The organism is Stutzerimonas stutzeri (assembly GCF_024448955.1).
GTDB classification, from domain to species: domain Bacteria; phylum Pseudomonadota; class Gammaproteobacteria; order Pseudomonadales; family Pseudomonadaceae; genus Stutzerimonas; species Stutzerimonas stutzeri_AQ.
Window position 1 is genome coordinate 1 of the sequence record NZ_JAMOIH010000012.1, and the last position, 21,381, is coordinate 21,381.

The following is a 21,381-nucleotide window of genomic DNA, read 5'->3' on the forward strand; positions in this document are numbered from 1 at the left end:
CCACTCACCCTCCTGAAGGGGCGGCTGAGTGCGCGCCTGAGGCCATGGCGAAACATTCAAGAGATACAGACGAAGCTGGCCGAGGGGCGTAGCAAGGAACTTCAGAAAACACCGCGGCGGCGTTCAAATGCCAAATAGGCGAACACACAAACTTGCCAGTCCACCATCAAGCTCAACCCCTAAAAATCCCCGCGATTAACCTGGTCGTTCAAATCAACCGCGAAGAAAAGCCAGCACACGCTGCGTGAAGGCATCGCCAGCCTCGACGTTGGACAGATGCGCGGCCTCGAATTCCACAAGTTCTGCGCCAGCTACGCGCTCCTGCATGAAGCGCCCATGCTCGGGCGTAGTCACCGGGTCCTTGCTGCCGCAGACGATCAGTGTCGGGACTTTGATCGCGCCCAGCTGCTCACGGTAATCGGCGTCACGCACCGCGGCACAGTTGGCGGCATAACCGGCTGGCGACGTGCTGGCGATCATTTGGGTAAGGCGACTGGTCTGGGTCGGCTCGTTCCCGGCAAAGGCCGGCGTGAACCAGCGTGAAATCGAGGCGTCGCGCATGTCGCGCATGGCCTGCTCGCCGCCCTTGAGCACCGTGTCGATGCGCTCGTTCCAGACGTCGTCAGTGCCAATCTTCGCGCCGGTATTGCAGACCACCAGCCGTGTCAGGCGCTCGCTGGCATTGATGCCGAGCCACTGGCCGATCAGGCCGCCCATGGACAGGCCGCAGAAGGCGAAACGGTCGATGCCGAGAGAATCGATCAGCCCCAGAACATCCTGCCCAAGCTGTTCGATGCTGTAGGGCCCCGGCGTAACGGCAGAGCCGCCATGACCGCGGGTGTCATAGCGCAGCACGCGAAAATACTCGCTGAACGCGGGGACCTGAGCGTCCCACATGTGCAGATCGGTGCCCAGCGAGTTCGACAGCACCAGCACCGGCGCATCGACCGGGCCTTCGAGACGGTAGTTCAGTTCGCCATTGGCGAGTTTGACGGTGGGCATGGGAAATCCCTCTTGGAAGTTGATCTAAAGGTAGCCGCAAACGAGCGAAAAACGATGGGCTTGCGGCGTGCCGCCATGAGTAATCCATCATGGCGCGAAGCCCATCAAAGGCCGTATGCGCGATGGCGGTAAGAACGGTGGGCTGAAGCCCACCCTACGGGAGCGGACCTCCACGCAAAGGGTTGGCTTCGTAGAGTGGGCCGGGCGGCGCTCTGCTTCAGCCCACCGCAGCAGCGTAAAGGCTCAGCACTGCCGTAGGGTGGGCTTCAGCCCACCACCCTCCGCGTAATTGCGTCAGACCCGCTCGACCGCCAGCGCCAACCCCTGCCCCACGCCGACACACATGGTCGCCAAACCGAGCCTGCCGCCGGACTTCTCCAACGCATGCACGGTGGTCAGCACCAGGCGCGCGCCGCTCATGCCCAGCGGATGGCCGAGCGCGATAGCGCCGCCTTGCGGGTTGACCTTCGGACTGTCGTCTTCCAGGCCCAGATCACGGGTGACCGCCAATGCCTGCGCGGCGAAAGCCTCGTTGAGCTCGATCACATCGAAGTCGCTTACGGCCACATTCAATCGCTCGCACAACTTGCGCACCGCGGGCACCGGGCCGTAACCCATCACACGAGGCGCAACACCGGCGCTGGCCATGCCGAGCACCTTGGCGCGTGGCGTGAGGCCGTATTTCTGCACCGCTTCGGCACTGGCAAGAATCAGCGCCGCCGCACCATCGTTGACGCCCGAGGCGTTGCCGGCGGTGACGGTCTTGTCCGGGCCGTTGACCGGTTTGAGTTTGGCCAGCGCCTCGGCACTGGTGTCGGGGCGCGGATGTTCATCAGTGTCGACAACCGTGTCGCCCTTGCGACCCTTGATCACTACCGGCACGATTTCCTCGGCGAAGAAGCCCGCGGCCTGTGCCTTGCCGGTGCGTTGCTGGCTGCGTAGGGCAAAGGCGTCCTGATCCTCGCGGCTGATCTTGTGCTCCTCGGCCACGTTGTCGGCGGTCTGCGGCATGGCATCGACGCCATACATTTCTTTCATCTTTGGGTTGATGAAGCGCCAGCCGATGGTGGTGTCCTCGATCTTCTGCGTACGGCCAAATGCCGTATCGGCCTTGCCCATCACATAGGGCGCGCGGCTCATGGACTCGACGCCACCGGCAATTGCGAGCTCCATCTCACCGCAGGCGATGGCACGGAAGGCGCTACCCACGGCATCCATGCCCGAAGCGCAAAGACGGTTGAGCGTCACGCCCGGCACGGTTTCCGGCAGCCCGGCCAGCAGCGCGGCCATGCGCGCCACGTTGCGATTATCCTCGCCGGCCTGATTGGCGCTGCCCATGAAGACTTCTTCGATGGCGGCCGGATCGAGCTGCGGATTGCGTTCCAGCAGCGCCTTGATCGGCGTTGCCGCCAGATCGTCGGCGCGCACCGCGGCCAGCGAGCCGCCGAAGCGGCCGATGGGCGTGCGTACGGCGTCGCAGATAAAGACTTCGCGTGTCACTCGTCACCTCCAGATTGTCCATGGGCGGCGGCCGTGCGGGCCTCCAGAGCGCGCAGGGCAACCAGTTCGCTGTCGGTCGGTGGCGCAGTTTCACCGACCTCGTCAGCAAAACGGATCGCCCAGCCGGTGTTCTCGATCACCTGTTCGCAGGTCACGCCCGGGTGCAGCGAGGTCACCACGAATTCGTTGGACCCTGCTTCAGGCTCCATGATGCAGAGGTCGGTGATGATTCCCACCGGTCCGCTGCCCGGCAATCCGAGCTGCTTGCGATGCTCGCCGCCCTCGCCGAAACCGACGGATGTGATGAACGCCAGCTTGTCGACGAAGGTACGGTGCGATTGCTTGAGGATGATCAGCACCTGCTTGGCCGATCCCGCAATTTCCGGCGCCCCGCCCGCCCCAGGCAAGCGAACTTTCGGTTGGTGATAGTCGCCGATCACCGTGGTGTTGATGTTGCCGTACTTATCCACCTGCGCAGCGCCGAGGAAGCCGACATCGATGCGCCCGCCCTGCAGCCAGTAGCGGAAGATCTCACCGGTAGGCACCACGGTATCGGCGGTCTCGGCCAGCTCGCCGTCACCAATGGACAGCGGTAATACCGAGGGCTTGGCGCCAATGGGGCCGGACTCGTAGATCAGCACGACTTCCGGCGCATGGGTCAGGCGCGCCAGGTTCGCCGCCTTGGACGGCAGGCCGATGCCGACGAAACAGACGCTGCCATTGCCAAGTCGGCGCGAGGCGGCAACGGTCATCATTTCATTGGTGCTGTAGTCACTGGCGTGAGCGCTCATCACTTGGCCTCCTGCTGCGCGGCCAGCTTGGCCTGGAACGCTGAAAAGTCTTCGGTACCGCGGATGAACTCGTCGATCCAAGCGTTGAAGGTGTCGCGGTTGCGGGCGATCGGATCCCACTGCTGATAGAAGCGGTTATCACGCTCGTAGTAGCCGTGCGCGTAGGACGGATGAGCGCCACCCGGCACCATACACACAGCCGTAAGCGCCCAGGTCGGCAGCACGCAGGCATTCATTGGCGCCTGGAGGTCATCGACGATCTCTTCGACGGTAACAATGCAACGCTTGGCCGCCAGTGCAGCTTCCTTCTGTACGCCGAGGATGCCCTGGATCAGCACGTTACCCTTGCGGTCGGCCTTCTGCGCATGGATCACGGTGACGTCCGGACGCACGCTTGGAACCGCCGCAAGGGTTTCGCCAGTGAAGGGGCAGTCGATGAACTTGATCATCGGGTTGACCTTCGGCAAATCTGAGCCCAGGTAGGCACGTAGGACCGCGAACGGCAGGCCAGAAGCCCCAGCAACGTAGGCGTTGGCCAGGTCGGCATGGCTGTGCTCTTCGATTTCCAGCGGCTGCGGCCACTGCTTCTCTACCGCGTCGCGCAGGCGATGCAGAGAACCGACGCCGGGATTACCGCCCCAGGAGAACACCAGTTTCTTCGCACAACCGGCGCCGATCAGCAGGTCGTAGACCAGATCGGGCGTCATGCGCACCAGGGTCAGGTCCTTCTTGCCCTGCCGGATGAGCTCGTGAGCGGCGGCGGTGGGAATCAGATGGGTGAAGCCTTCGAGGGCGACGGTATCGCCATTCTCGACGAAGCGATCGATTGCTTCGGCAAGGGAAAGAAGCTCGGCCATGGGGTCAGTCTCTTGTGGTCGTGGGTGCACCTGCCAACAGATGCTTGCGATCCACACTACCCATCGCCTCGCCTTGGAACAATCCGATAATCGATTAATCGTTCGGTAATCGAACAGAATGATGACATCAGAATTATTTGATTCAACGGCAAATGCCGGATTAAGCCTTCGGCTAATTACCTACGCTCACTCACCATCCGCGATCATCCAGCCCAATCCGCTGGGTAAGGACTCCGTCTTAGCTGCGGTGGGCTGAAGCGGAGCGCCACCCGGCCCACCCTACGGTCCTACCCCGTGCAGGCGGGGTCTGATGGCATCGACCTGCAGAAGAACACGCCAAGGTCCCGCTCCGGCTGCCTGCCCGCTTCGAGTTCAGCGACGTAGGGTGGGCTTCAGCCCACGGTGACGGCAGTTAGACCAGCGTTGTAGGTCGGGTCACGCTTCACCGACCCGACTGCGGAGCCGATGTCAGTGAAACAGCCGCGTACTCAGCTCCTTGCTTGCCTCCAGCAACACCGGCAAAAAGCGGGTTTCCAATTCCTGCCGCGTCACTCGACCGGCGTGGGTACCGACGTTCAACGCGGCCAGCACCTGACCGGCGGAGTCCTTCAGCGGGACGGCCAATGACCGCAGGCCGACTTCCAGTTCCTGGTCGATGATTACCCAGCCCTGCTGGCGAATTTCGGCAATGGCGGCGCGAATAGCCTCGGGTGTATGCAGTGTGCGGCTGGTCTTGATCTGCAGATTGGCATGTTCCAGATAATCGTCCAGCGCCGCATCGTCGAGTGCCGCCAGCAGTATTCGACCCATGGACGTGCAGTAGGCTGGCAGGCGGCTTCCCACGCTGAGATCCACCGATATCAATCGCTGCGGCGTCGCCGATCGCGCGACGTAGAGCACCTCGTCGCCTTCCAAGGTGGCCATGGAACAGGCTTCGTGGAGCTGGTTACTGAGCTGATCGAGGATCGGTTGCGCAGTCACAGCCAACGGTGTCGAGGACAGATAGGCATGACCAAGCGTCAGCACCTTGGGCAGCAGCGAATAGGTGCGTCCGTCGGTGGTGGCGTAGCCGAGCTTGATCAGAGTGTGCAGACAACGCCGCACCGCCGCGCGGGGGATCTCCGTGCGGTGGCTGATCTGCGCGATGGTCAGATGACGTTTTCGCTCCTGGAACGCATGGATCACCGCCAGCCCGCGTGCCAGCGAGGTCATGAAATTCGGGTCGCCGGTCAGGGCTTCGATGCGTTTGGCCGGCGATGCGATGATGGCAGGCACCATCGGCGCGACACCTGAACGGGTTTCGTCAGTCATGGCGGACTACCTTGTCAGTGAGCAATGCGCGATTATCGACCAACAAATCGATAATCGCAAAAAGCCTACCCCGCGCCGTGCTTCGTCATCGCATTACCTCTTTCATCCACTGCGCCAGGCAATACTGGCCGCTGGCGCGCGGGCCGTCACAGCAGCTGCCAGGTGTAGTTGAAGATCAGCCGGTTCTCGTCGATGTCGCTGCGGTAGTTGGAGCGCGCGACGACGTTGCGCGCACGCACGCCGAGGTTCTTCAGCACGCCGCTCTGGAAGGTGTAACCGACGTCCAGATCACGCTCCCACTCCTTGCCCTCGAAGCCCATGCCGGTGTCCACGTTGTCGCCCTTGATGAAGCGCACCGTGGTCACTAGGCCGGGGATGCCCAGCGCGGCGAAGTCATAGTCATGGCGAACCTGCCAGGAGCGCTCGTCGGCCCCGGCGAACTCATAGGTTGGCACCTCGTTGCCCAGCGGCGTAACGTTGTTGAAAACGCGCGGGAAGGCGTCGTCGCCGAACATGGCCTGATAGCCGATCATGAAGGCATGCCCGCCGTACTTGGCCAAAAGCTGGGAGAACGCCGCCTGGTTGTCGATATTGCCCAGTAACCGGTCGCCGTCTTCCTTGGAGTCGTAGAAGCCGATGTTGGCGCCCAGTACCCAGTCGCCCACCGGCTCGCTGTGCTTGAGACTGTAGAAACGCTGGTTGTAGATATCTTCCAGCTGCGCGTACCAGACGCCGACCGAGGTGCGCTTGTCGTTGAAGGCGTAATCGGCGCCGGCATAGTTGAAGCGATCGGTCTCGGCGTCACCGCCCAGCTGCGGCACATGGCCGAGCTTCGCCCGCATCTTGCCGTCGCCGGCCTCGTTGAGCACGCTGCCGGAATGAAACTGACCGGCCTGCAGGGTCAGCCCGTCGACTTCCTGGGAAATGATGCTTGCGCCCTGGTAGGTCGGCGGCAGCAGGCGAATGTCGCTGAACGTGAGCACCGGCAGATTCGGCGCCAGCTCGCCGAGCTTCAGCTCAGTCCTGGACATCCTGGCCTTCAGCGCCGCGCCGATGCGACCGAAGTTGTCCGCGGCCTTGCCGTCGCTGCCGGTCGGTAGCAAGCCGGTGTTGACCCGGCTGGCGCTGCTGTCGAGCTTGAAGCCGAGCTGGCCGAGCACATCCACGCCGAAACCAACCGTGCCCGGCGTGTAGCCGGATTTCACGTTGAGGATGAATCCCTGCGCCCATTCTTCCGACTTCGACTGTTGATTCGCGCCGACGATGTCGGAGAAGTCCCGGCTGAAGTAGTAGTTGCGGGCCTGCAGCGTAGCCGTAGTGCCATCGATTAAGCCCTCTTCGGCAGCGAATGCCGAGGGGAGGCAAAGCGAAGCGCCGATGGCCAATGCGATACGAGAACGTTGTGGCTTGTTTTTCATGAAGTTCGACTCTTGTTGTTGTTTTTGAGGTGCACGCTGCCGTCCCGCCGGCGCAAGCCGGTGGGAACGACAAAGTTCGCGAAGCAGGTTGCCTAGTAGCCCGCCGCGGCGGGTTCAGCGGGCCGGTTGTTCCTCATCCAGAGGCCGCGCCGGCTTCACGGGCAAGGCTGCCGGTGAACTTCGGAGCGTCAGCAGCAGGTGCGCCGCGATGCCGAAGATCAGCCCCCAGAAGGCGGCGGACAGACCCAGGAACGACATGCCCGAAGCGGTGACGAGAAAGGTGATCAGCGCCGCCTCGCGGTCAGCCGGCACCGACATCGCGCTAGATAAGGCGGCGCCGATGGCCGACAGCAGCGCAAGACCCGCCAGCGCGGCGATCAGCGCAGAGGGAAAAGCGGTGAAGACCGATACCAGGGTCGCGCCGAAAATGCCCAGCAGCAGGTAGAACACCCCGCCGGAAACGCCGGCGATGTAGCGCTTTCCGGGATCTTCATGGGACTCCTTGCCGGTGCAGATGGCCGCGGTGATTGCCGCCAGATTCAGCCCGTGGCAGCCGAAGGGCGCGAGCAACAAGGTGCCCAGTGCACTGCTGCTGATCAGCGGACTGGCCGGGGTCTGGTAGCCATCGTTGCGCAGCACGACCATACCGGGCACGAACTGCCCGGTCAGCGCCACCATCACCAGCGGAAAGGCCACGCCTAGGATCACCTGCCAACTGAATTCCGGCGTGATCCACACCGGCTTGGCCAGCCCGAGCACCAACGCTTCGCTGCGCAGCTCGCCGGTGCCGACGGCAATCGCGACGCCGACCACCAGCACCGCCATCACGGCGTAGCGCGGCATTGCTCGTTTGAACAGCAAATAAGTTGCGAACATTGCCAGCACCAGCCACGGCTGGTCCTTCACCGAGACGAACAGATCGGTGCCGAAACGAAACAGGATACCGGCCAGCATCGCCGCGGAGATCGCCGCCGGCAGCCTGCTGATCACCTTGTCGAAGGCACCGGACAAGCCCACCAGCAGGATGATCAGGTTCGATACCAGATAAGCGCCCACCGCCTGGCTCATGCTGATGTCCGGCAGCATGGTCACCAGCAGGGCCGAACCGGGCGCCGACCAGGCGATGATGATCGGCACCTTGTAGCGCAGGCTCAACAGGATGCCGAGCACGCCACTGCCGATGGAGATGGTCCAGACCCATGACGACATCACCTCATGGGGCAAGCCACCCGCCTGGGCCGCCTGGAAGATGATCACCAGCGGACCGGCGTAGGAAATGACGGTCGCGATGAAACCGGCAACCACCGCGGAGAGGGAACAATCTTTGAGTAGCGTGTTCATGACGCCTCGCAAGACAGGCCTGGCTATCCGTGACGGTGTCCGGATGGCTCTTGTTGTGGTGACGCATTGACTCGGTGACTGGGTGACCGTATCGACGCCGACGCAGGGTGGATCACGCCTCACCCATCCACCGCCGGCAGGCCACAAAAGCCGGTGGATGAAAACAGCGTCCTCCACCCTACCGCTCCGTGCACCGCCAGTGGATGTCGCTTCACTCACCGGCAATCTGGTCCGATCAGGCTTCCTGCAACGCACGCGGCCGGCGGCTGCGTTGTTCTGCCGTTGGCGCAGGCGCCTGCTGCAATTGGAAGTCGAACGCCACCTCGGCGAAGCGCCCCTCCACGCCACGCGCCTGAGCGGCCTCAGGGTCGTCGTTGAAGTGGATATCGCCGATCAAGCCGTCGCGGGTGGCGTAAGCGAAGTCGTCCCACAGGTACTTGTCGCCCGACAGGTTGATCTGCGTGGTCAGGTGGCGGTGACCCGGCGCGGAGATGAAGAAGTGAATGTGAGCCGGACGCTGACCGTGACGGCCGAGCTGGTCGAGCACCTCCTGGGTCGGACCATCCGGTGAGCAGCCGTAGCCGGACGGCACGATGCTGCGGGCGCGGTAGCGGCCTTCGGCATCGGTGATGATGCGCCGGCGCAGGTTGTACTCGGTCTGGCTCTGGTCGAAATAGGAGTAGTTGCCCTGAGTGTTGGCGTGCCATAGGTCGACGGTGGCACCAGCCAGCGGTTTGCCGTCCGGCCCGGTCACCTTGCCTTGCAGGAACATCACGGTAGCCACGCCATCTTCGCTGCCGTCGTCCATGCGGGCCTCGCCCTCGACGATGGGCGCGCCGGCCACGTACAACGGGCCTTCGATGGTGCGCGGGGTGCCGCCCACAAGGCCGGCCTGTTCGTCCTTGGCGTCCTGCAGCAGGTCGAGGTAGTGCTCCAGCCCCAGGCCCGCGACCAGCAAGCCGGCTTCGTTGCGACCGCCGAGACGATTGAGATAGTCCACCGCTTTCCAGAACTCGTCGTGAGTGATTTCCAGATCTTCGATGATCTTCGCGGTGTCCACCAGGATGCGGTTGACCACGCTCTTCAGGCGGCTGCTCCCTTCGTCATTCTGGAAGCCGCTGGCTTCCTTGAAGAAATTCTGGACGTGATCGGAGTTGGAAATTTTCACAGTCATGGCTCAGGCCTCATTTTGTAATTGTCATCGCACGGGTTAACTGACCGGAGCGGACCCCGGCCTTCACGCTTGTCAGCTATCGTCCTCACGGATCGACGACGGATGGCGGCACAGCGCCTCGACTTCGATATCCATGTAGGGGAACAGCGGCAGCTGCATCAGGGTGTCGTGCAATTCCTGCACGCTGGCCACGTCGAACACGCTGTAGTTGGCGTACTTCCCCGCAATGCGCCAGAGGTGGCGCCACTTGCCTTCGCGCATCAGGCCCTGGGCCAGTTCCTTCTCGTCGGCCTTGAGTTTGGCGGCCTTGGCCGGATCCATGTCGACCGGCAGTTTTACGATCATCTTTACGTGGAACAGCATCTTGTCAGCCTCCAGTCATTTACGGCTGAAGAACGCCAGGCGCTCTTCGTCCAGGGTCAGGCCGAGGCCCGGTGCGCGTGGTACTTCCAGCTGGAAGTCGCGATAGACCGGCGCCTCGGTGACGATTTCTTCGGTGAGCAGCAGCGGGCCGAACAGCTCGGTGCCCCAGGTCAGTTTGTTCAGGGTGACGAAGGCATGTGCCGAGGCCAGGGTGCCGATGGCGCCTTCGAGCATGGTGCCGCCGTATAGCGCGATGCCGGCGGATTCGGCGATCTGCGCGGTGCGCAGCACGGCACGTGGGCCGCCGTTCTTGGCGATCTTCAGCGCGAAGATGCTGGCAGCACCGTCAGCGGCAAGGCTGAAGGCGTCCTCTACGCTCTCGATGGACTCGTCGGCCATGATCGGCGCGGGGCTGCGCTGATTCAGGCGAATCTGGCCAGCGCGGTTGATTCGCGAAATGGGCTGTTCGATCAGGTCGATGCCGTTGTCGCCCAGCACCTGACAGGCGCGGATCGCCTGGGACTCGTCCCAGTACTGGTTGACGTCGACGCGCACGCTGGCGCGCTCGCCCAGCGCCTTCTTGATGGCGATGACGTGTTTGAGATCGGCGTTCACCTCGTTGGCGCCAATCTTCAGCTTGAAGAGGCGGTGGCGGCGGATATCGAGCATCTGCTCGGCTTCGGCAATGTCCTTGGCGGTGTCGCCGGAGGCCAGGGTCCAGGCGACTTCCAGGCTGTCGCGCACCCGCCCGCCGAGCAGCTCGCTGACCGGCAGCCCAAGGCGCTTGCCCTGGGCGTCGAGCAGCGCGCTTTCCAGGCCGGACTTGGCGAAGGTATTGCCCTTGGCCGCCTTGTCCAGCCGCAGCATGGCGGCGTTGATGTTGCTCGCGTCCTGCCCCACCAGTAGCGGGCCGAGGTGGCAGTCGACGTTGGTCTTGATGCTCTCCGGGCTTTCGTTGCCGTAGGCCAAACCGCCGATGGTGGTGGCCTCGCCGATGCCTTCCACGCCATCGTTGCAACGCACGCGGATGATCACCAGCGTCTGCTTCTGCATGGTGTGCATCGCCAGCTTGTGCGGGCGAATGGTGGGCAGATCGACGATCAACGTCTGGATGCTTTCGATCAGGGTGTGGCTCATATCGGCTCCCGGAGTTCTGTTTCAGTGTTCAGGCTTTCGCCGCCGACAGACCGGCTGGCGCAACATTGCTGCTGCGTTGACCGGAGACGGCGAAGACGGCCATGGCCAGCGCGGCGATTACGCCGGGAATGGCAAAGGCGATGAAATTCAGTTGCAGCGGCAGATTGATACCCAGCAGCGCACCGCCCAGCAGCGGGCCGACGATGGCCCCGTTGCGACCGATGCCGGACGCCCAACCAAGGCCCGTGGAGCGAATCGACAGGCCGTAGAACTGCGCGGCGGCTGCGTACAGCAGGATCTGCGTGCCGATCACGGTGGCACCGGCGATGGTTATCAGCGCGTACAGCACCGGCATCGGCGTCTTGAAGCCCAGCAGGCTGATTGACACCACAGAGACCGCGAAGAACACCACCACGACCTTGGCCAGGTTGAAGCGATCACCCAGCCAACCGCCGAGAATCGCACCGAACATGCCGCCCAGATTCAGCGCCACCAGGAAGGACAAGCTAGAGCCCAGGCTGTAGCCGGCATTGGCCATCAACTTCGGCAGCCAGGAGCCCAGCGCGTAGACCATCAGCAGGCAGCAGAAGAACGCCACCCAGATCGAAACAGTGCGCACGCCACGGCCCTCACGGAAAAGCTCCAGCACCGACGCGCTCTTACCCTTCACTTCGTTCATCACCAGCTCATCGCCGGCGCTGAGGGCAAGGCTCGGCTCAATCTGGTTGAGCAGCTTGCGCGCCTGTTCGGTACGGCCTTGGCGCACCAGGAAGCCCACCGACTCCGGCAACTTCCAGAGAATCACCGGCAGCAACAGCAGCGGCACGGCGGCGGCGAAGAACATCGCTTCCCAGCCAAAGCGCGGCAGCATGTAGATGCCCAGCCCGGCGGAGAACATGCCGCCCAGCGAATAGCCGCTGAACATGATCGCCACCAGGGTGCTGCGCAGCTTCTTCGGCGCGTATTCATTCATCAGCGCCACCACGTTGGGCATCAGCCCGCCGCAACCGAGCCCGGCGAGGAAGCGGAAGATGCCGAATTCCGTCGGGGTGCTGGCGAAGCCATTGAGCACCGTCGCTGTGCTGAACAGCAGAAAACAGATGGCGATGCCCTTCTTGCGGCCGATACGGTCGGCCAGGGTGCCGAACACCAGCGCACCGAACATCATGCCGAACAGCGCATAACTGCCTAGCGCACCGGCTTCCAGCGGGGTCAGCCCCCATTCCTGCATGATCACCGGCAGGACTACGCCGTAGATGAACAGGTCATAGCCGTCGAAGATCAGCAGCAGTGCGCACAGGCACATGACCAGCCAGTGGAACTGGCTGAAACGGGCGTTATCGATGATCTGGTGAACGTCAACTGTACGCATGGCAAGACTCTCTATTGTTTTTGTAAGTCATGGTTCATCGCGCCAGCCCATCGGGTCGGGCTGTTCGCGCTGCGATACTTCGAGGTGGTGCAAAAATTCTGGCTCCGGCGCTCGGCTGTCAGCCGAGATCGCCACCGCCCACCGGCAGGGTCACGCCGGTGATGTAGCTGGCATCGTCGGAGGCCAGAAACAGAATCGCGCCGGCCTGCTCGTCGATGGTTCCGTAGCGCTTCATCAGGGTCGAATCGACGGTCTGGTCGACGATCTGCTGGTACCACCGCTTCTCGTCTTCGCTCTGCTCGGCGCTGTTGCGCGGGATGCGCCGAGGCGGCGCTTCGGTGCCGCCGGGCGCGGTGGCGTTGACGCGAATGCCACGTTGGGCGTTTTCGAACGCGAGGCAAGCAGTGAGCGCATTCACGCCGCCCTTGGCCGCGCCGTAAGGCACGCGGTTGAGGCTGCGGGTGGCAATGGAAGAGACGTTGATGATGGCGCCCGCCCCCTGCTCCAGCATGTGCGGCAGCGCGGCATGGCAGCACCAGAGCGTGGGGAACAGCGAGCGGCGCACTTCGGCCTCGATCTCGTGTTCCTGGTAGTGCTCAAACGGCTTGGCCCAGATGGTGCCGCCGACGTTGTTGATCAGGATGTCGAGACGCCCGAAGCGCTCCTTCGCCGTATCCATCACGCGGTGGCAATCGCTGAACTGCTCGAGATCGGCGGTCAGGGTCAGTACTTCGGCGCCCTGTCCCAACTGGTCGGCGAGCTCGTGCACCAGTTCGGAACGGTCAACCGCCACCAGCTTGCCGCCCTCGGCAACGAAACGCTCGGCGACGCGGCGGCCGATGCCTTGAGCGGCGCCGGTGATCACCGCGACTTTGTTTTCAAAACGCTTGTTCATTTACTTTTCCTCGAAGGAGCCGAAAACCCGCTACGCAGCTTCCGTAGGAGCGAGCTTGCTCGCGAAGCTTTTCGGTGCGTTGATCCAGGCGAACCTGCTGACCTTTTTCGCGAGCAAGCTCGCTCCTACGGAAAAACCTTGCGCACCTTGTGCTCAGGCGCTGGCAGCAAATTTCTCGTAGTAGAAATTCGCCGGCTGCAGGCCCTGTTCACGGATGAACTGGCTGACCGCCTCGACCATCGGTGGTGGGCCGCAGAGGTAGATGTCTACCTCGCCGTCATTCAGGTGCTTCGGCTCGATGTGCTGGGTGACGTAGCCCTTCTGCGGATAGGCGCTATCGGGGCTGGCCACGCAGGCGCTGTAGGTGAAGTTCGGAATCCGCGCGGCGAAGGCCTCGAGCTTGTCCAGCTCCACCAGATCGTGGTCATGGGTCACGCCGTAGATCAGGTGCAGGGGATGCCCGCTGCCCTGCTCGGCGATCTTCTCCAGCATGGCGGTGAACGGTGCCAGACCGGTGCCGCCAGCCAGCAACAGCAGCGGGCGTCTGATGTCGCGCAGGTAGAAGCTGCCCAGCGGGCCGACCAGACTCAGACTGTCGCCGGATTTCGCCAGGCCGGTCAGGAAGCTGCTCATCAGCCCGCCCGGTACGTTACGAATCAGGAAGCTGACTTCGCCATCGCGCGGCATGGAGCTGAAGGAGTAGGCGCGGGTCTGGTCGCTGCCCGGCACCTTGAGGTTGACGTACTGCCCCGGCAGGAACGCCAGTTGGGTCAGCGAATCGCCCTTGATCGACAGCGAGATGGTGCTCTCGGACAGCTGGCGCACGTTGCTGATCGCCGCCTCGTAGCAAACCTGCTCGGTCTTGCACACCTGGGACGATGCCGGCACGCGGATCACGCAGTCGCTCTCGGCGCGCATCTGGCAGGTCAGCACATAGCCCTGTTCGGCCTCGTCTTCGCTGAGGGCGTCTTCGATGTATTCCTCACCGAGGTCATAGCGCCCGGCCTCGGCAAAGCACTTGCAGGCACCGCAAGCGCCGTCGCGGCAATCCAGCGGAACATTGATACCTTGGCGATAGGCGGCGTCGGCAACGGTTTCGCCGATATTGGCGTCGATGAAACGCGTGACGCCGTCTTCGAAGTTCAAAGCAATCTTATGAGTCATGGCGGCGCCCTCAGAGGTGGTACACGTCGATCATCTGGCGGATGTAGTCGTTCTTCAGCACGACCTTCTTGGCCTTGATCAGTGGGTTCTCGCCGCGCACGTCCAAGGTGTAGAAGTTGGTGCCGTAGAAATGATCGACGGTCTTGTATCGGAAGCTCATGGTGTGCCAGTTGTAGCGCAGCTTGCAGACGCCATCGGCCTGTTCGAGCAGCTCGAGGTTGCTGATGTTGTGCGTGGTCCGGGTATCCGGAATGGTTGCACTGGAGCGCTCGGTCTTGATGCGGAAGACCCGGTCTTCCAGGCCACGACGGTTGCCGTACCAGATCAGCGAAATTTCGCGCTGGGGGTCTTCAGTCAGTTGGTCGCGGTCATCCCAGGCCGGCATCCAGAAGCTGGCATCCGGGGCATAAAGCTCCAGCCAGGCGTCCCACTCCTTGTCGTCGAGGTAGCGCGCTTCGCGGTAGAGAAAGTCGCGCGCGGCGTCGTAGGTAATGGCCATTCAAGCGCCCTCCACGTGGATCAGCTTCGCCTGTTCGGCCTCGACGGCCTTAATCATCTGTTCCTGCCAGTAGCGGTGCTGCATGACAAACAGCCCCTCGTCCTCCGAACGTGCGCCGCTGAGCAGCGGATGCAGGTCGATTTCCTTGGCGCCCTCGTCGGGGCCGTCGATCCAGTGTTTGGCACCGCGGGACATGTCGTTCCACTCCATGGCACGGCCCTGGTAACCAGCCTGGCAGGCGCGGAATTCTTCCAGATCGTCCGGTGTGGCCATGCCGCTGACGTTGAAGAAGTCTTCGTACTGGCGGATGCGGGTGGCGCGCGCTTCGTCGCTTTCGCCCTTCGGCGCGATGCAGTAGATGGTGACTTCGGTCTCGTCCACCGAGATCGGTCGGGCGATGCGCAGCTGCGAGCCGAACTGGTCCATCAGGTACAGGTTCGGGTACAGGCAGAGGTTGCGCGAGTTGCCGATCATCCAGTCGGCGCGGGCCTCGCCGACTTCGGCGACCAGCTCATCGCGGCGGCTGAACAGCGGACGGTCTTCGGGGTTGTCCCAGCGCGTCCAGAGCAGCAGGTGGCCGTTCTCGAAGGAGTAGAAGCCGCCGCCCTTCTTGCCCCAGCCGCCAGCGCTCATGGTGCGGATTTCTTCACCGGCCTCACGCAGCTTGCGCTGGTTCTGAGTCGCGGCGTAGTTCCAGTGCACGGCGGTGACGTGGTAGCCGTCGGCGCCGTTTTCAGCGGTCAGCTTCCAGTTGCCGCCGAAGACGTAGCTGGAGGAGCCGCGCAGCACTTCGATGCCTTCGGGGGACTGGTCGACGACCATGTCGATGATCTTCTTCGACTCACCGAGGAAGTCTTCCAGCGGCGCGACGTCCTCGCGCAGGCTGCCGAACAGGAAGCCGCGATAGGACTCGAAGCGGGCGATCTTCTTCAGGTCATGGGAGCCGTCGCAGTTGAAGCTGTCCGGGTAGCCGGCTTCCTTGGGGTCCTTGACCTTGAGCAGCTTGCCGGAGTTGTTGAAGGTCCAGCCGTGGAACGGGCAGGTGTAGGTGGCCTTGTTGCCGCTCTTGAAGCGGCAGAGCATCGCGCCGCGATGGCTGCATGCATTGATGAAGGCGTTGAGCTCACCTTCCTTGTTGCGAGCGATGAAGATCGGCTGCCGACCCATGTAGGTGGTGTAGTAGTCGTTATTCTCGGGAATCTGGCTGTCGTGAGCGAGGTAGATCCAGTTGCCCTCGAAGATGTGCTTCATCTCCAGGTCGAACAGGCGCTCGTCGGTGAACATCTCGCGCTTGCAGCGGAAGATGCCTTTTTCTTTGTCATCTTCAACAAGCGAATCAAGGTAATCGAATCCCAGGGCCATGGCCGGGGCCTCCATTGTTATTGTTTCAACGTGATGAAGGCTATGCCGCTGGGAGAGGTACCAATATCCGTTTCCTGCAAGACCTCTATCCGTTTTCTGCAAACGACAAGATGGCAAATTGCCGCAGGCGAACGCACCACCCGTTGCGGGAGGCGGCGGCAGGATGAACGAAGGGAGAAGGAGCCGCGACCGTCAGATCGACAGCGGCTCAGAGGCTTCAGTGATGGCGGCGCAAGGTGTCGGAAGGCAGTTCGCCGAAGGTGCTCTTGTAGGTTTCCGAGAAGCGCCCGAGATGCAGGAAGCCATAGTCCATGGCGATTTCAGTGATATTGCGCACCTTGTCCGCCGGATCGCTCAGGCGCCCGCGGATCTGCTCCAGCTTGCGCTGGCGGATGTAGGACTTCGGCGTGGTGCCGACCTTGCGGTCGAACAACATGTAGAGCGAACGCGGACTCATGTTCGCCAGCTGCGCCAACTGCTCGACCGAGATGTCCTTCTTCAGGTGCTCGTCTATATAGTCGGTAATGCGGCCGAACGACGGACAGCTCTCGGTCAGCGGCTCGCGGTGAATGTTGTTGGCCAGGGTGCACAGCAGTTTCGAGGCGATGATGCGGCTGTATTGGTCTTGCAGTTGCGGGATGCAGTGCTCGGCTTCGGCCTCCTGGCAGATCAGCCCGAGCAGGCTTTCGATGCCGTCGAGCTGCTTGAGCTCGTAGCGGTTGGCGGCGAAACGAATCCCCTCGCTCGGCGCCCGCCACTGGTTCTCGGTGCAGGCCTTTTCCAGAAAGGACGCGGGCACCTTGACGATGAGCTTTTCGCAGTCGTCGGAATAGGTCAGGTCGACCGGATCGTCCGGATTGATCAGCAGCAACTCACCGGGCGTGAAGTAGTGCTCCTGCCCGCGACCACGCCAGAGGCAGTGCCCGCGCTGCAGCAATTGCAGGTGATAGATGGTTTCCAGCGCCGGCGAGGTGACATGCACGCTGCCGCCGTAACTCAGCTGACAGAGGTCGAGCTTGCCGAACTTGCAATGGTTCAGGCTGGCCTGGGGATTACCGGTGCGAGGTAGCTGGATGCAATGCGAACCGACGTGCTGATTGACGTACTCGGACACCGCGTGAGGATCGGCGCGATCGAAAATCATGCTTCGCTCTTTCAGCAGACTATCCATCATCAGGCACTCGCTATTTTTATAGTTACGCCAGCATGATTGCCGGTCGCCAAACCCAACCGAGGCGCATTGCCGCCACCCAGGCCTGATTCAAATCAACGTTAACGCGTTCGAGCACAATAAGTGATTGGACCAACGGCCAACAGTCGACCGGCCGGTAACCGCACATTTTCGCTGCCGTCCGACCAGCGGAGCGTTCGCAGAACGGTTTACGCCATGCCGGGATAATTCCTGGAAGCACGCAGGGTATCGGCAATGGCCTGGGCAGCGACCGAAAGCTCGTGGCCGGGCTTGGTCAGTATGCCCACCGGCTTCTCGATCACCGGGTCACCCAGCGCGACACAACGAGCCCCGAGTTCCAGCATCTGCTCCCGACACAGCGCTGGCACGGCGCTGACGCCCAAACCGCTGGCGACCATGCGTCCGACCGTTGCCAGCTGATGGCTTTCGAACTGCACGGGCAGGCTACGCCCACGCTGGCGCAGATGATCCTCGAGCATGAAGCGCACGGTAGAGGGCCGCTGCAGGGTAATGACGGGTTGCTTGAGCAGCGCCTCCCAGCTCACCTCAGCCTGGCTCGCCAGCACCGAGTCGGCGGGCACCACCGCCACGAAGCGATCCGTATACAACGGCGTGAAACTCAGCGGCGTGGTGGGTTCGGGTTCAAAGGCGATGCCCAGTTCGACGTGCCGGTCGCGAACCATGTCCATCACCTGCTCGTTGATCACGTCATGCACCGTGACGCTGATCGACGGATATTGCTGGCGGAACGTTTTCAGGACCGACGGCAACAGATTGCCAGCAAACGAGGGCATCGAGGCCAGCGCCACCCGCCCCTGGCGCAACGTGAAGCGTTGGCGCAGTTCGTCCTCGGCGTTATCCCAATCAGCCAGCAACCGGCGCGCAAGCGGCAAAAGCGCCTCCCCTTCCGGCGTCAGGCTCACCGCGCGGGTGGTACGGCTGAACAACCGCCCTCCTAGCCCGTCTTCCAGAGACTTGATCGTCAGGCTCAGCGCCGATTGCGACAAATGCAGACGCTCGCAGGCCTGGGCAAAGCTCAGGGTATGCGCCACGGCGAGAAACGCACGCAATTGTTTGATGGTCATGGTTTGAATCCGGATCGGGCCACAGCGGCGGCTATTCGCTGCGTTGATTGTTTAACTTTGCCAATTAATAACGCTTAAAAATCAACTTAACAAATCTAATCGCGACGCCGACACTCGGGTTAACAATCAACAACAAGAAGGAATGGTTTATGGCTGGTTTCGACAAACGCGTCAGCACCTATGCCGAAGCCCTTGAGGGGCTACAGGACGGCATGACCGTACTGGCTGGCGGTTTCGGTCTATGCGGCATCCCGGAAAACCTGATCGCCGAGATCAAGCGCAAAGGCACTCGCGACCTGACCGTGGTTTCCAACAACTGCGGCATCGACGGCTTCGGCCTCGGCGTGCTGCTGGAAGACCGGCAGATCCGCAAGATGATCGCCTCCTACGTCGGCGAGAACGCCCTGTTCGAAAAGCAGCTGCTCAATGGCGAGCTGGAAGTTGAGCTCACGCCCCAAGGCACCCTGGCCGAGAAAATGCGCGCCGGCGGCGCTGGCATTCCAGCCTTCTACACCGCCACCGGCTACGGCACGCCCATCGCCGAAGGAAAGGACGTGCGCGAATTCAACGGCCGCCCGCACATTCTCGAACACGCCATCACCGGCGACTTCGCCATCGTCAAGGGCTGGAAGGCCGATCGCTACGGCAACGTCATCTACCGCCACACCGCGCAGAACTTCAATCCGCTGGCTGCGGCCGCCGCGAAGATCACCGTGGTCGAAGTCGAGGAAATCGTCGAGCCCGGCGAAATCGATCCCACCCAGATCCATACGCCCGGCATCTACGTCGACCGCATCATCTGCGGCACCTTCGAGAAGCGCATCGAAAAGCGCACCGTCCGTAGCTAATCAAAAAGAATAAGAGGAATAGACGATGGCACTTTCTCGCGAACAAATGGCCCAGCGCGTCGCCCGCGAACTGCAGGACGGCTACTACGTAAACCTCGGCATCGGTATCCCGACGCTGGTCGCCAACTACGTGCCCGAAGGCATGGAAGTGATGCTGCAGTCGGAAAACGGCCTGCTCGGCATGGGCACCTTTCCTACTGAGGAAGAGCTCGACGCCGACATGATCAACGCCGGCAAGCAGACCGTCACCGCACGCATCGGCGCTTCCATTTTCAACTCCGCCGAATCCTTCGCGATGATCCGTGGCGGCCATATCGACCTCACCGTACTCGGTGCTTTCGAAGTCGATGTGCAGGGCAACATCGCCTCCTGGATGATCCCCGGCAAGCTGGTCAAGGGGATGGGCGGCGCGATGGATCTGGTCGCTGGCGCTGAGAACATCATCGTACTGATGACCCATGCGTCGAAGGACGGCGAGTCCAAGCTGCTGTCCAAGTGCACACTGCCGCTGACCGGCGCTGGCTGCATCAAGCGTGTGCTGACCGATCTGGCCTATCTTGAAATCGAGAATGGCGCATTCGTGCTCAAGGAGCGCGCCCCCGGCGTGAGCGTCGAGGAAATCGTCGCCAAGACCGCCGGTGAACTGGTGGTACCGGACCATGTACCGGAAATGCAGTTCGGTTGATCCCGCATCGTTTCGGAGCCTCGTGATGCGCTTGTCGCACGCGGGGCTTTTCCCGTTTTGAATCCAGGAGATTCGCCATGCAAGACGTCGTAATCGTTGCCGCTACCCGTACCGCCATTGGCGCCTTCCAGGGCGCGCTGGCCAATATCGCCGCCCCGGACCTGGGCTCCGCCGTGATCAAGCGCCTGCTCGAACAGACCGGGCTGAATCCGGCGGAGGTCGATGAAGTGATTCTCGGCCAAGTGCTGACCGCTGGCGCCGGCCAGAACCCCGCACGCCAGGCCTCGGTCAAGGCCGGTCTCCCGCACGAAGTCCCTTCTTTCACGCTGAACAAGGTGTGCGGTTCCGGCCTCAAGGCGCTGCACCTGGCCACCCAGGCGATCCGCTGCGGCGACGCCGAAGTGATCATCGCCGGCGGCCAGGAAAACATGAGCCTGGCGCCCTACGTGCTGCCCAAGGCCCGCACGGGCTTGCGCATGGGCCATGCCGAACTGGTCGACAGCATGATCAGTGACGGCCTGTGGGACGCCTTCAACGATTTCCACATGGGCATCACCGCAGAAAACCTGGTCGACAAGTTCGACATCAGCCGCGAAGCCCAGGATGCCTTCGCCGCCTCATCGCAGCAGAAAGCCGTCGCCGCCATCGAGGCGGGCCGCTTCAAGGACGAGATCGCGCCAATCGAGATTCCCCAGCGCAAGGGCGAGCCGCTGCGTTTCGATACCGACGAACAGCCGCGTGCTGGCACCACAGCCGACGCGCTGGCCAAACTCAGGCCAGCCTTCAAAAAGGATGGATCGGTCACTGCGGGCAATGCTTCAAGCCTCAACGATGGCGCCGCCGCCGTGCTGCTGATGAGCGCCGACAAGGCCAAGGCGCTCGGCCTACCGGTTCTGGCACGAATCAAGGCCTACGCCAACGCCGGCGTCGACCCCGCGATCATGGGTATCGCGCCGGTCTCGGCGACTCGACGCTGCCTGGATAAGGCCGGCTGGTCGCTGGACGAGCTCGACCTGATCGAAGCCAACGAAGCCTTCGCCGCCCAAGCGCTGTCGGTCGGCCAGGAACTCGGCTGGGATGCGAACAAGGTCAACGTCAACGGCGGCGCCATCGCGCTCGGCCACCCAATCGGGGCGTCGGGCTGCCGAATCCTGGTGACGCTGCTGCACGAGATGATTCGTCGAGACGCCAAAAAAGGCCTCGCCACCCTGTGCATTGGCGGTGGTCAAGGTGTTGCGCTGGCTATCGAGCGCAACTGAACGGCTCTCGCCAGATCACATAGGAGGATTCCAAACGCGGTCCTGAGGCCCGCCTGAAGACATCGATGAAATAACGGCGCGCGCCACGCACGCGCGCCGCTCATAACAAAGAAAACAACACAGGAT

20 protein-coding genes are annotated in these 21,381 nt (G+C 62.5%); 3 read left to right on the forward strand and 17 right to left on the reverse strand.

What is annotated here, in order from left to right; translation table 11 throughout:
• Positions 1 to 213 precede the first annotated feature (213 nt).
• From pcaD to NA645_RS13650, 17 genes are all read right to left on the reverse strand, one after another.
• Entirely contained in the window at positions 214 to 1,002 is a 789-nt protein-coding gene (pcaD, locus tag NA645_RS13570; RefSeq protein ID WP_256049302.1) for a 3-oxoadipate enol-lactonase, read from the reverse strand.
• 294 nt (positions 1,003 to 1,296) lie between these two features.
• Positions 1,297 to 2,502: a 3-oxoadipyl-CoA thiolase gene (pcaF, locus tag NA645_RS13575; RefSeq protein ID WP_256049303.1), complete on the reverse strand. Its 1,206-nt coding sequence runs from the start codon at positions 2,500 to 2,502 to the stop codon at positions 1,297 to 1,299.
• Positions 2,499 to 3,293: a CoA-transferase subunit beta gene (locus tag NA645_RS13580; RefSeq protein WP_256049304.1), complete on the reverse strand. Its 795-nt coding sequence runs from the start codon at positions 3,291 to 3,293 to the stop codon at positions 2,499 to 2,501. The genes pcaF and NA645_RS13580 overlap by 4 nt, the downstream gene beginning before the upstream one ends.
• Positions 3,293 to 4,150, reverse strand: coding sequence for a CoA transferase subunit A (locus tag NA645_RS13585; protein ID WP_256049305.1), 858 nt, complete (start codon positions 4,148 to 4,150; stop codon positions 3,293 to 3,295). Before NA645_RS13585 ends, NA645_RS13580 begins: the two co-directional genes overlap by 1 nt.
• Before the next feature lie 468 nt (positions 4,151 to 4,618).
• Positions 4,619 to 5,461, reverse strand: coding sequence for an IclR family transcriptional regulator domain-containing protein (locus NA645_RS13590; RefSeq protein ID WP_272892069.1), 843 nt, complete (start codon positions 5,459 to 5,461; stop codon positions 4,619 to 4,621).
• 146 nt (positions 5,462 to 5,607) lie between these two features.
• Complete coding sequence (locus NA645_RS13595; RefSeq protein ID WP_256049306.1) at positions 5,608 to 6,879, reverse strand: OprD family porin; 1,272 nt, start codon at positions 6,877 to 6,879, stop codon at positions 5,608 to 5,610.
• Positions 6,880 to 6,993: 114 nt separating this feature from the next.
• Positions 6,994 to 8,220: a benzoate/H(+) symporter BenE family transporter gene (locus NA645_RS13600; RefSeq protein WP_256049307.1), complete on the reverse strand. Its 1,227-nt coding sequence runs from the start codon at positions 8,218 to 8,220 to the stop codon at positions 6,994 to 6,996.
• Between the two features lie 235 nt (positions 8,221 to 8,455).
• Complete coding sequence (catA, locus tag NA645_RS13605; RefSeq protein ID WP_256049308.1) at positions 8,456 to 9,394, reverse strand: catechol 1,2-dioxygenase; 939 nt, start codon at positions 9,392 to 9,394, stop codon at positions 8,456 to 8,458.
• A 72-nt stretch (positions 9,395 to 9,466) separates the two neighbouring features.
• Entirely contained in the window at positions 9,467 to 9,757 is a 291-nt protein-coding gene (catC, locus tag NA645_RS13610) for a muconolactone Delta-isomerase (protein ID WP_256049309.1), read from the reverse strand.
• A gap of 15 nt (positions 9,758 to 9,772) precedes the next feature.
• Entirely contained in the window at positions 9,773 to 10,894 is a 1,122-nt protein-coding gene (locus tag NA645_RS13615) for a muconate cycloisomerase family protein (RefSeq protein ID WP_256049310.1), read from the reverse strand.
• A gap of 28 nt (positions 10,895 to 10,922) precedes the next feature.
• The gene (locus tag NA645_RS13620) at positions 10,923 to 12,266 is read right to left on the reverse strand and encodes an MFS transporter (protein WP_256049311.1); all 1,344 of its coding nucleotides are present in this window, start codon (positions 12,264 to 12,266) and stop codon (positions 10,923 to 10,925) included.
• Positions 12,267 to 12,384: 118 nt separating this feature from the next.
• Positions 12,385 to 13,161, reverse strand: a complete 777-nt coding sequence (locus NA645_RS13625; protein ID WP_256049312.1) for a 1,6-dihydroxycyclohexa-2,4-diene-1-carboxylate dehydrogenase — start codon at positions 13,159 to 13,161, stop codon at positions 12,385 to 12,387.
• Positions 13,162 to 13,314: 153 nt separating this feature from the next.
• The gene (gene benC, locus NA645_RS13630) at positions 13,315 to 14,325 is read right to left on the reverse strand and encodes a benzoate 1,2-dioxygenase electron transfer component BenC (protein ID WP_256049313.1); all 1,011 of its coding nucleotides are present in this window, start codon (positions 14,323 to 14,325) and stop codon (positions 13,315 to 13,317) included.
• Positions 14,326 to 14,335: 10 nt separating this feature from the next.
• Complete coding sequence (benB, locus tag NA645_RS13635) at positions 14,336 to 14,824, reverse strand: benzoate 1,2-dioxygenase small subunit (protein WP_256049314.1); 489 nt, start codon at positions 14,822 to 14,824, stop codon at positions 14,336 to 14,338.
• Positions 14,825 to 16,186, reverse strand: a complete 1,362-nt coding sequence (gene benA / locus NA645_RS13640; RefSeq protein ID WP_256049315.1) for a benzoate 1,2-dioxygenase large subunit — start codon at positions 16,184 to 16,186, stop codon at positions 14,825 to 14,827.
• 217 nt (positions 16,187 to 16,403) lie between these two features.
• On the reverse strand, positions 16,404 to 17,357 hold the full coding sequence (locus NA645_RS13645) for an AraC family transcriptional regulator (protein ID WP_256049438.1): 954 nt from the start codon (positions 17,355 to 17,357) through the stop codon (positions 16,404 to 16,406).
• Between the two features lie 209 nt (positions 17,358 to 17,566).
• A complete protein-coding gene (locus NA645_RS13650; protein ID WP_256049316.1) occupies positions 17,567 to 18,463 on the reverse strand; it encodes a LysR family transcriptional regulator in 897 nt (298 codons plus the stop codon).
• Positions 18,464 to 18,612: 149 nt separating this feature from the next.
• Between NA645_RS13650 and NA645_RS13655 the strand changes: the two genes are divergently transcribed.
• From NA645_RS13655 to NA645_RS13665, 3 genes are all read left to right on the forward strand, one after another.
• Positions 18,613 to 19,311: a CoA transferase subunit A gene (locus tag NA645_RS13655; protein WP_256049317.1), complete on the forward strand. Its 699-nt coding sequence runs from the start codon at positions 18,613 to 18,615 to the stop codon at positions 19,309 to 19,311.
• A gap of 25 nt (positions 19,312 to 19,336) precedes the next feature.
• On the forward strand, positions 19,337 to 19,996 hold the full coding sequence (locus NA645_RS13660; protein WP_256049318.1) for a CoA transferase subunit B: 660 nt from the start codon (positions 19,337 to 19,339) through the stop codon (positions 19,994 to 19,996).
• A 77-nt stretch (positions 19,997 to 20,073) separates the two neighbouring features.
• Positions 20,074 to 21,255 (forward strand): acetyl-CoA C-acetyltransferase, encoded by a 1,182-nt coding sequence (locus NA645_RS13665; protein WP_256049319.1) that lies wholly within the window; start codon positions 20,074 to 20,076, stop codon positions 21,253 to 21,255.
• Positions 21,256 to 21,381: the final 126 nt, after the last annotated feature.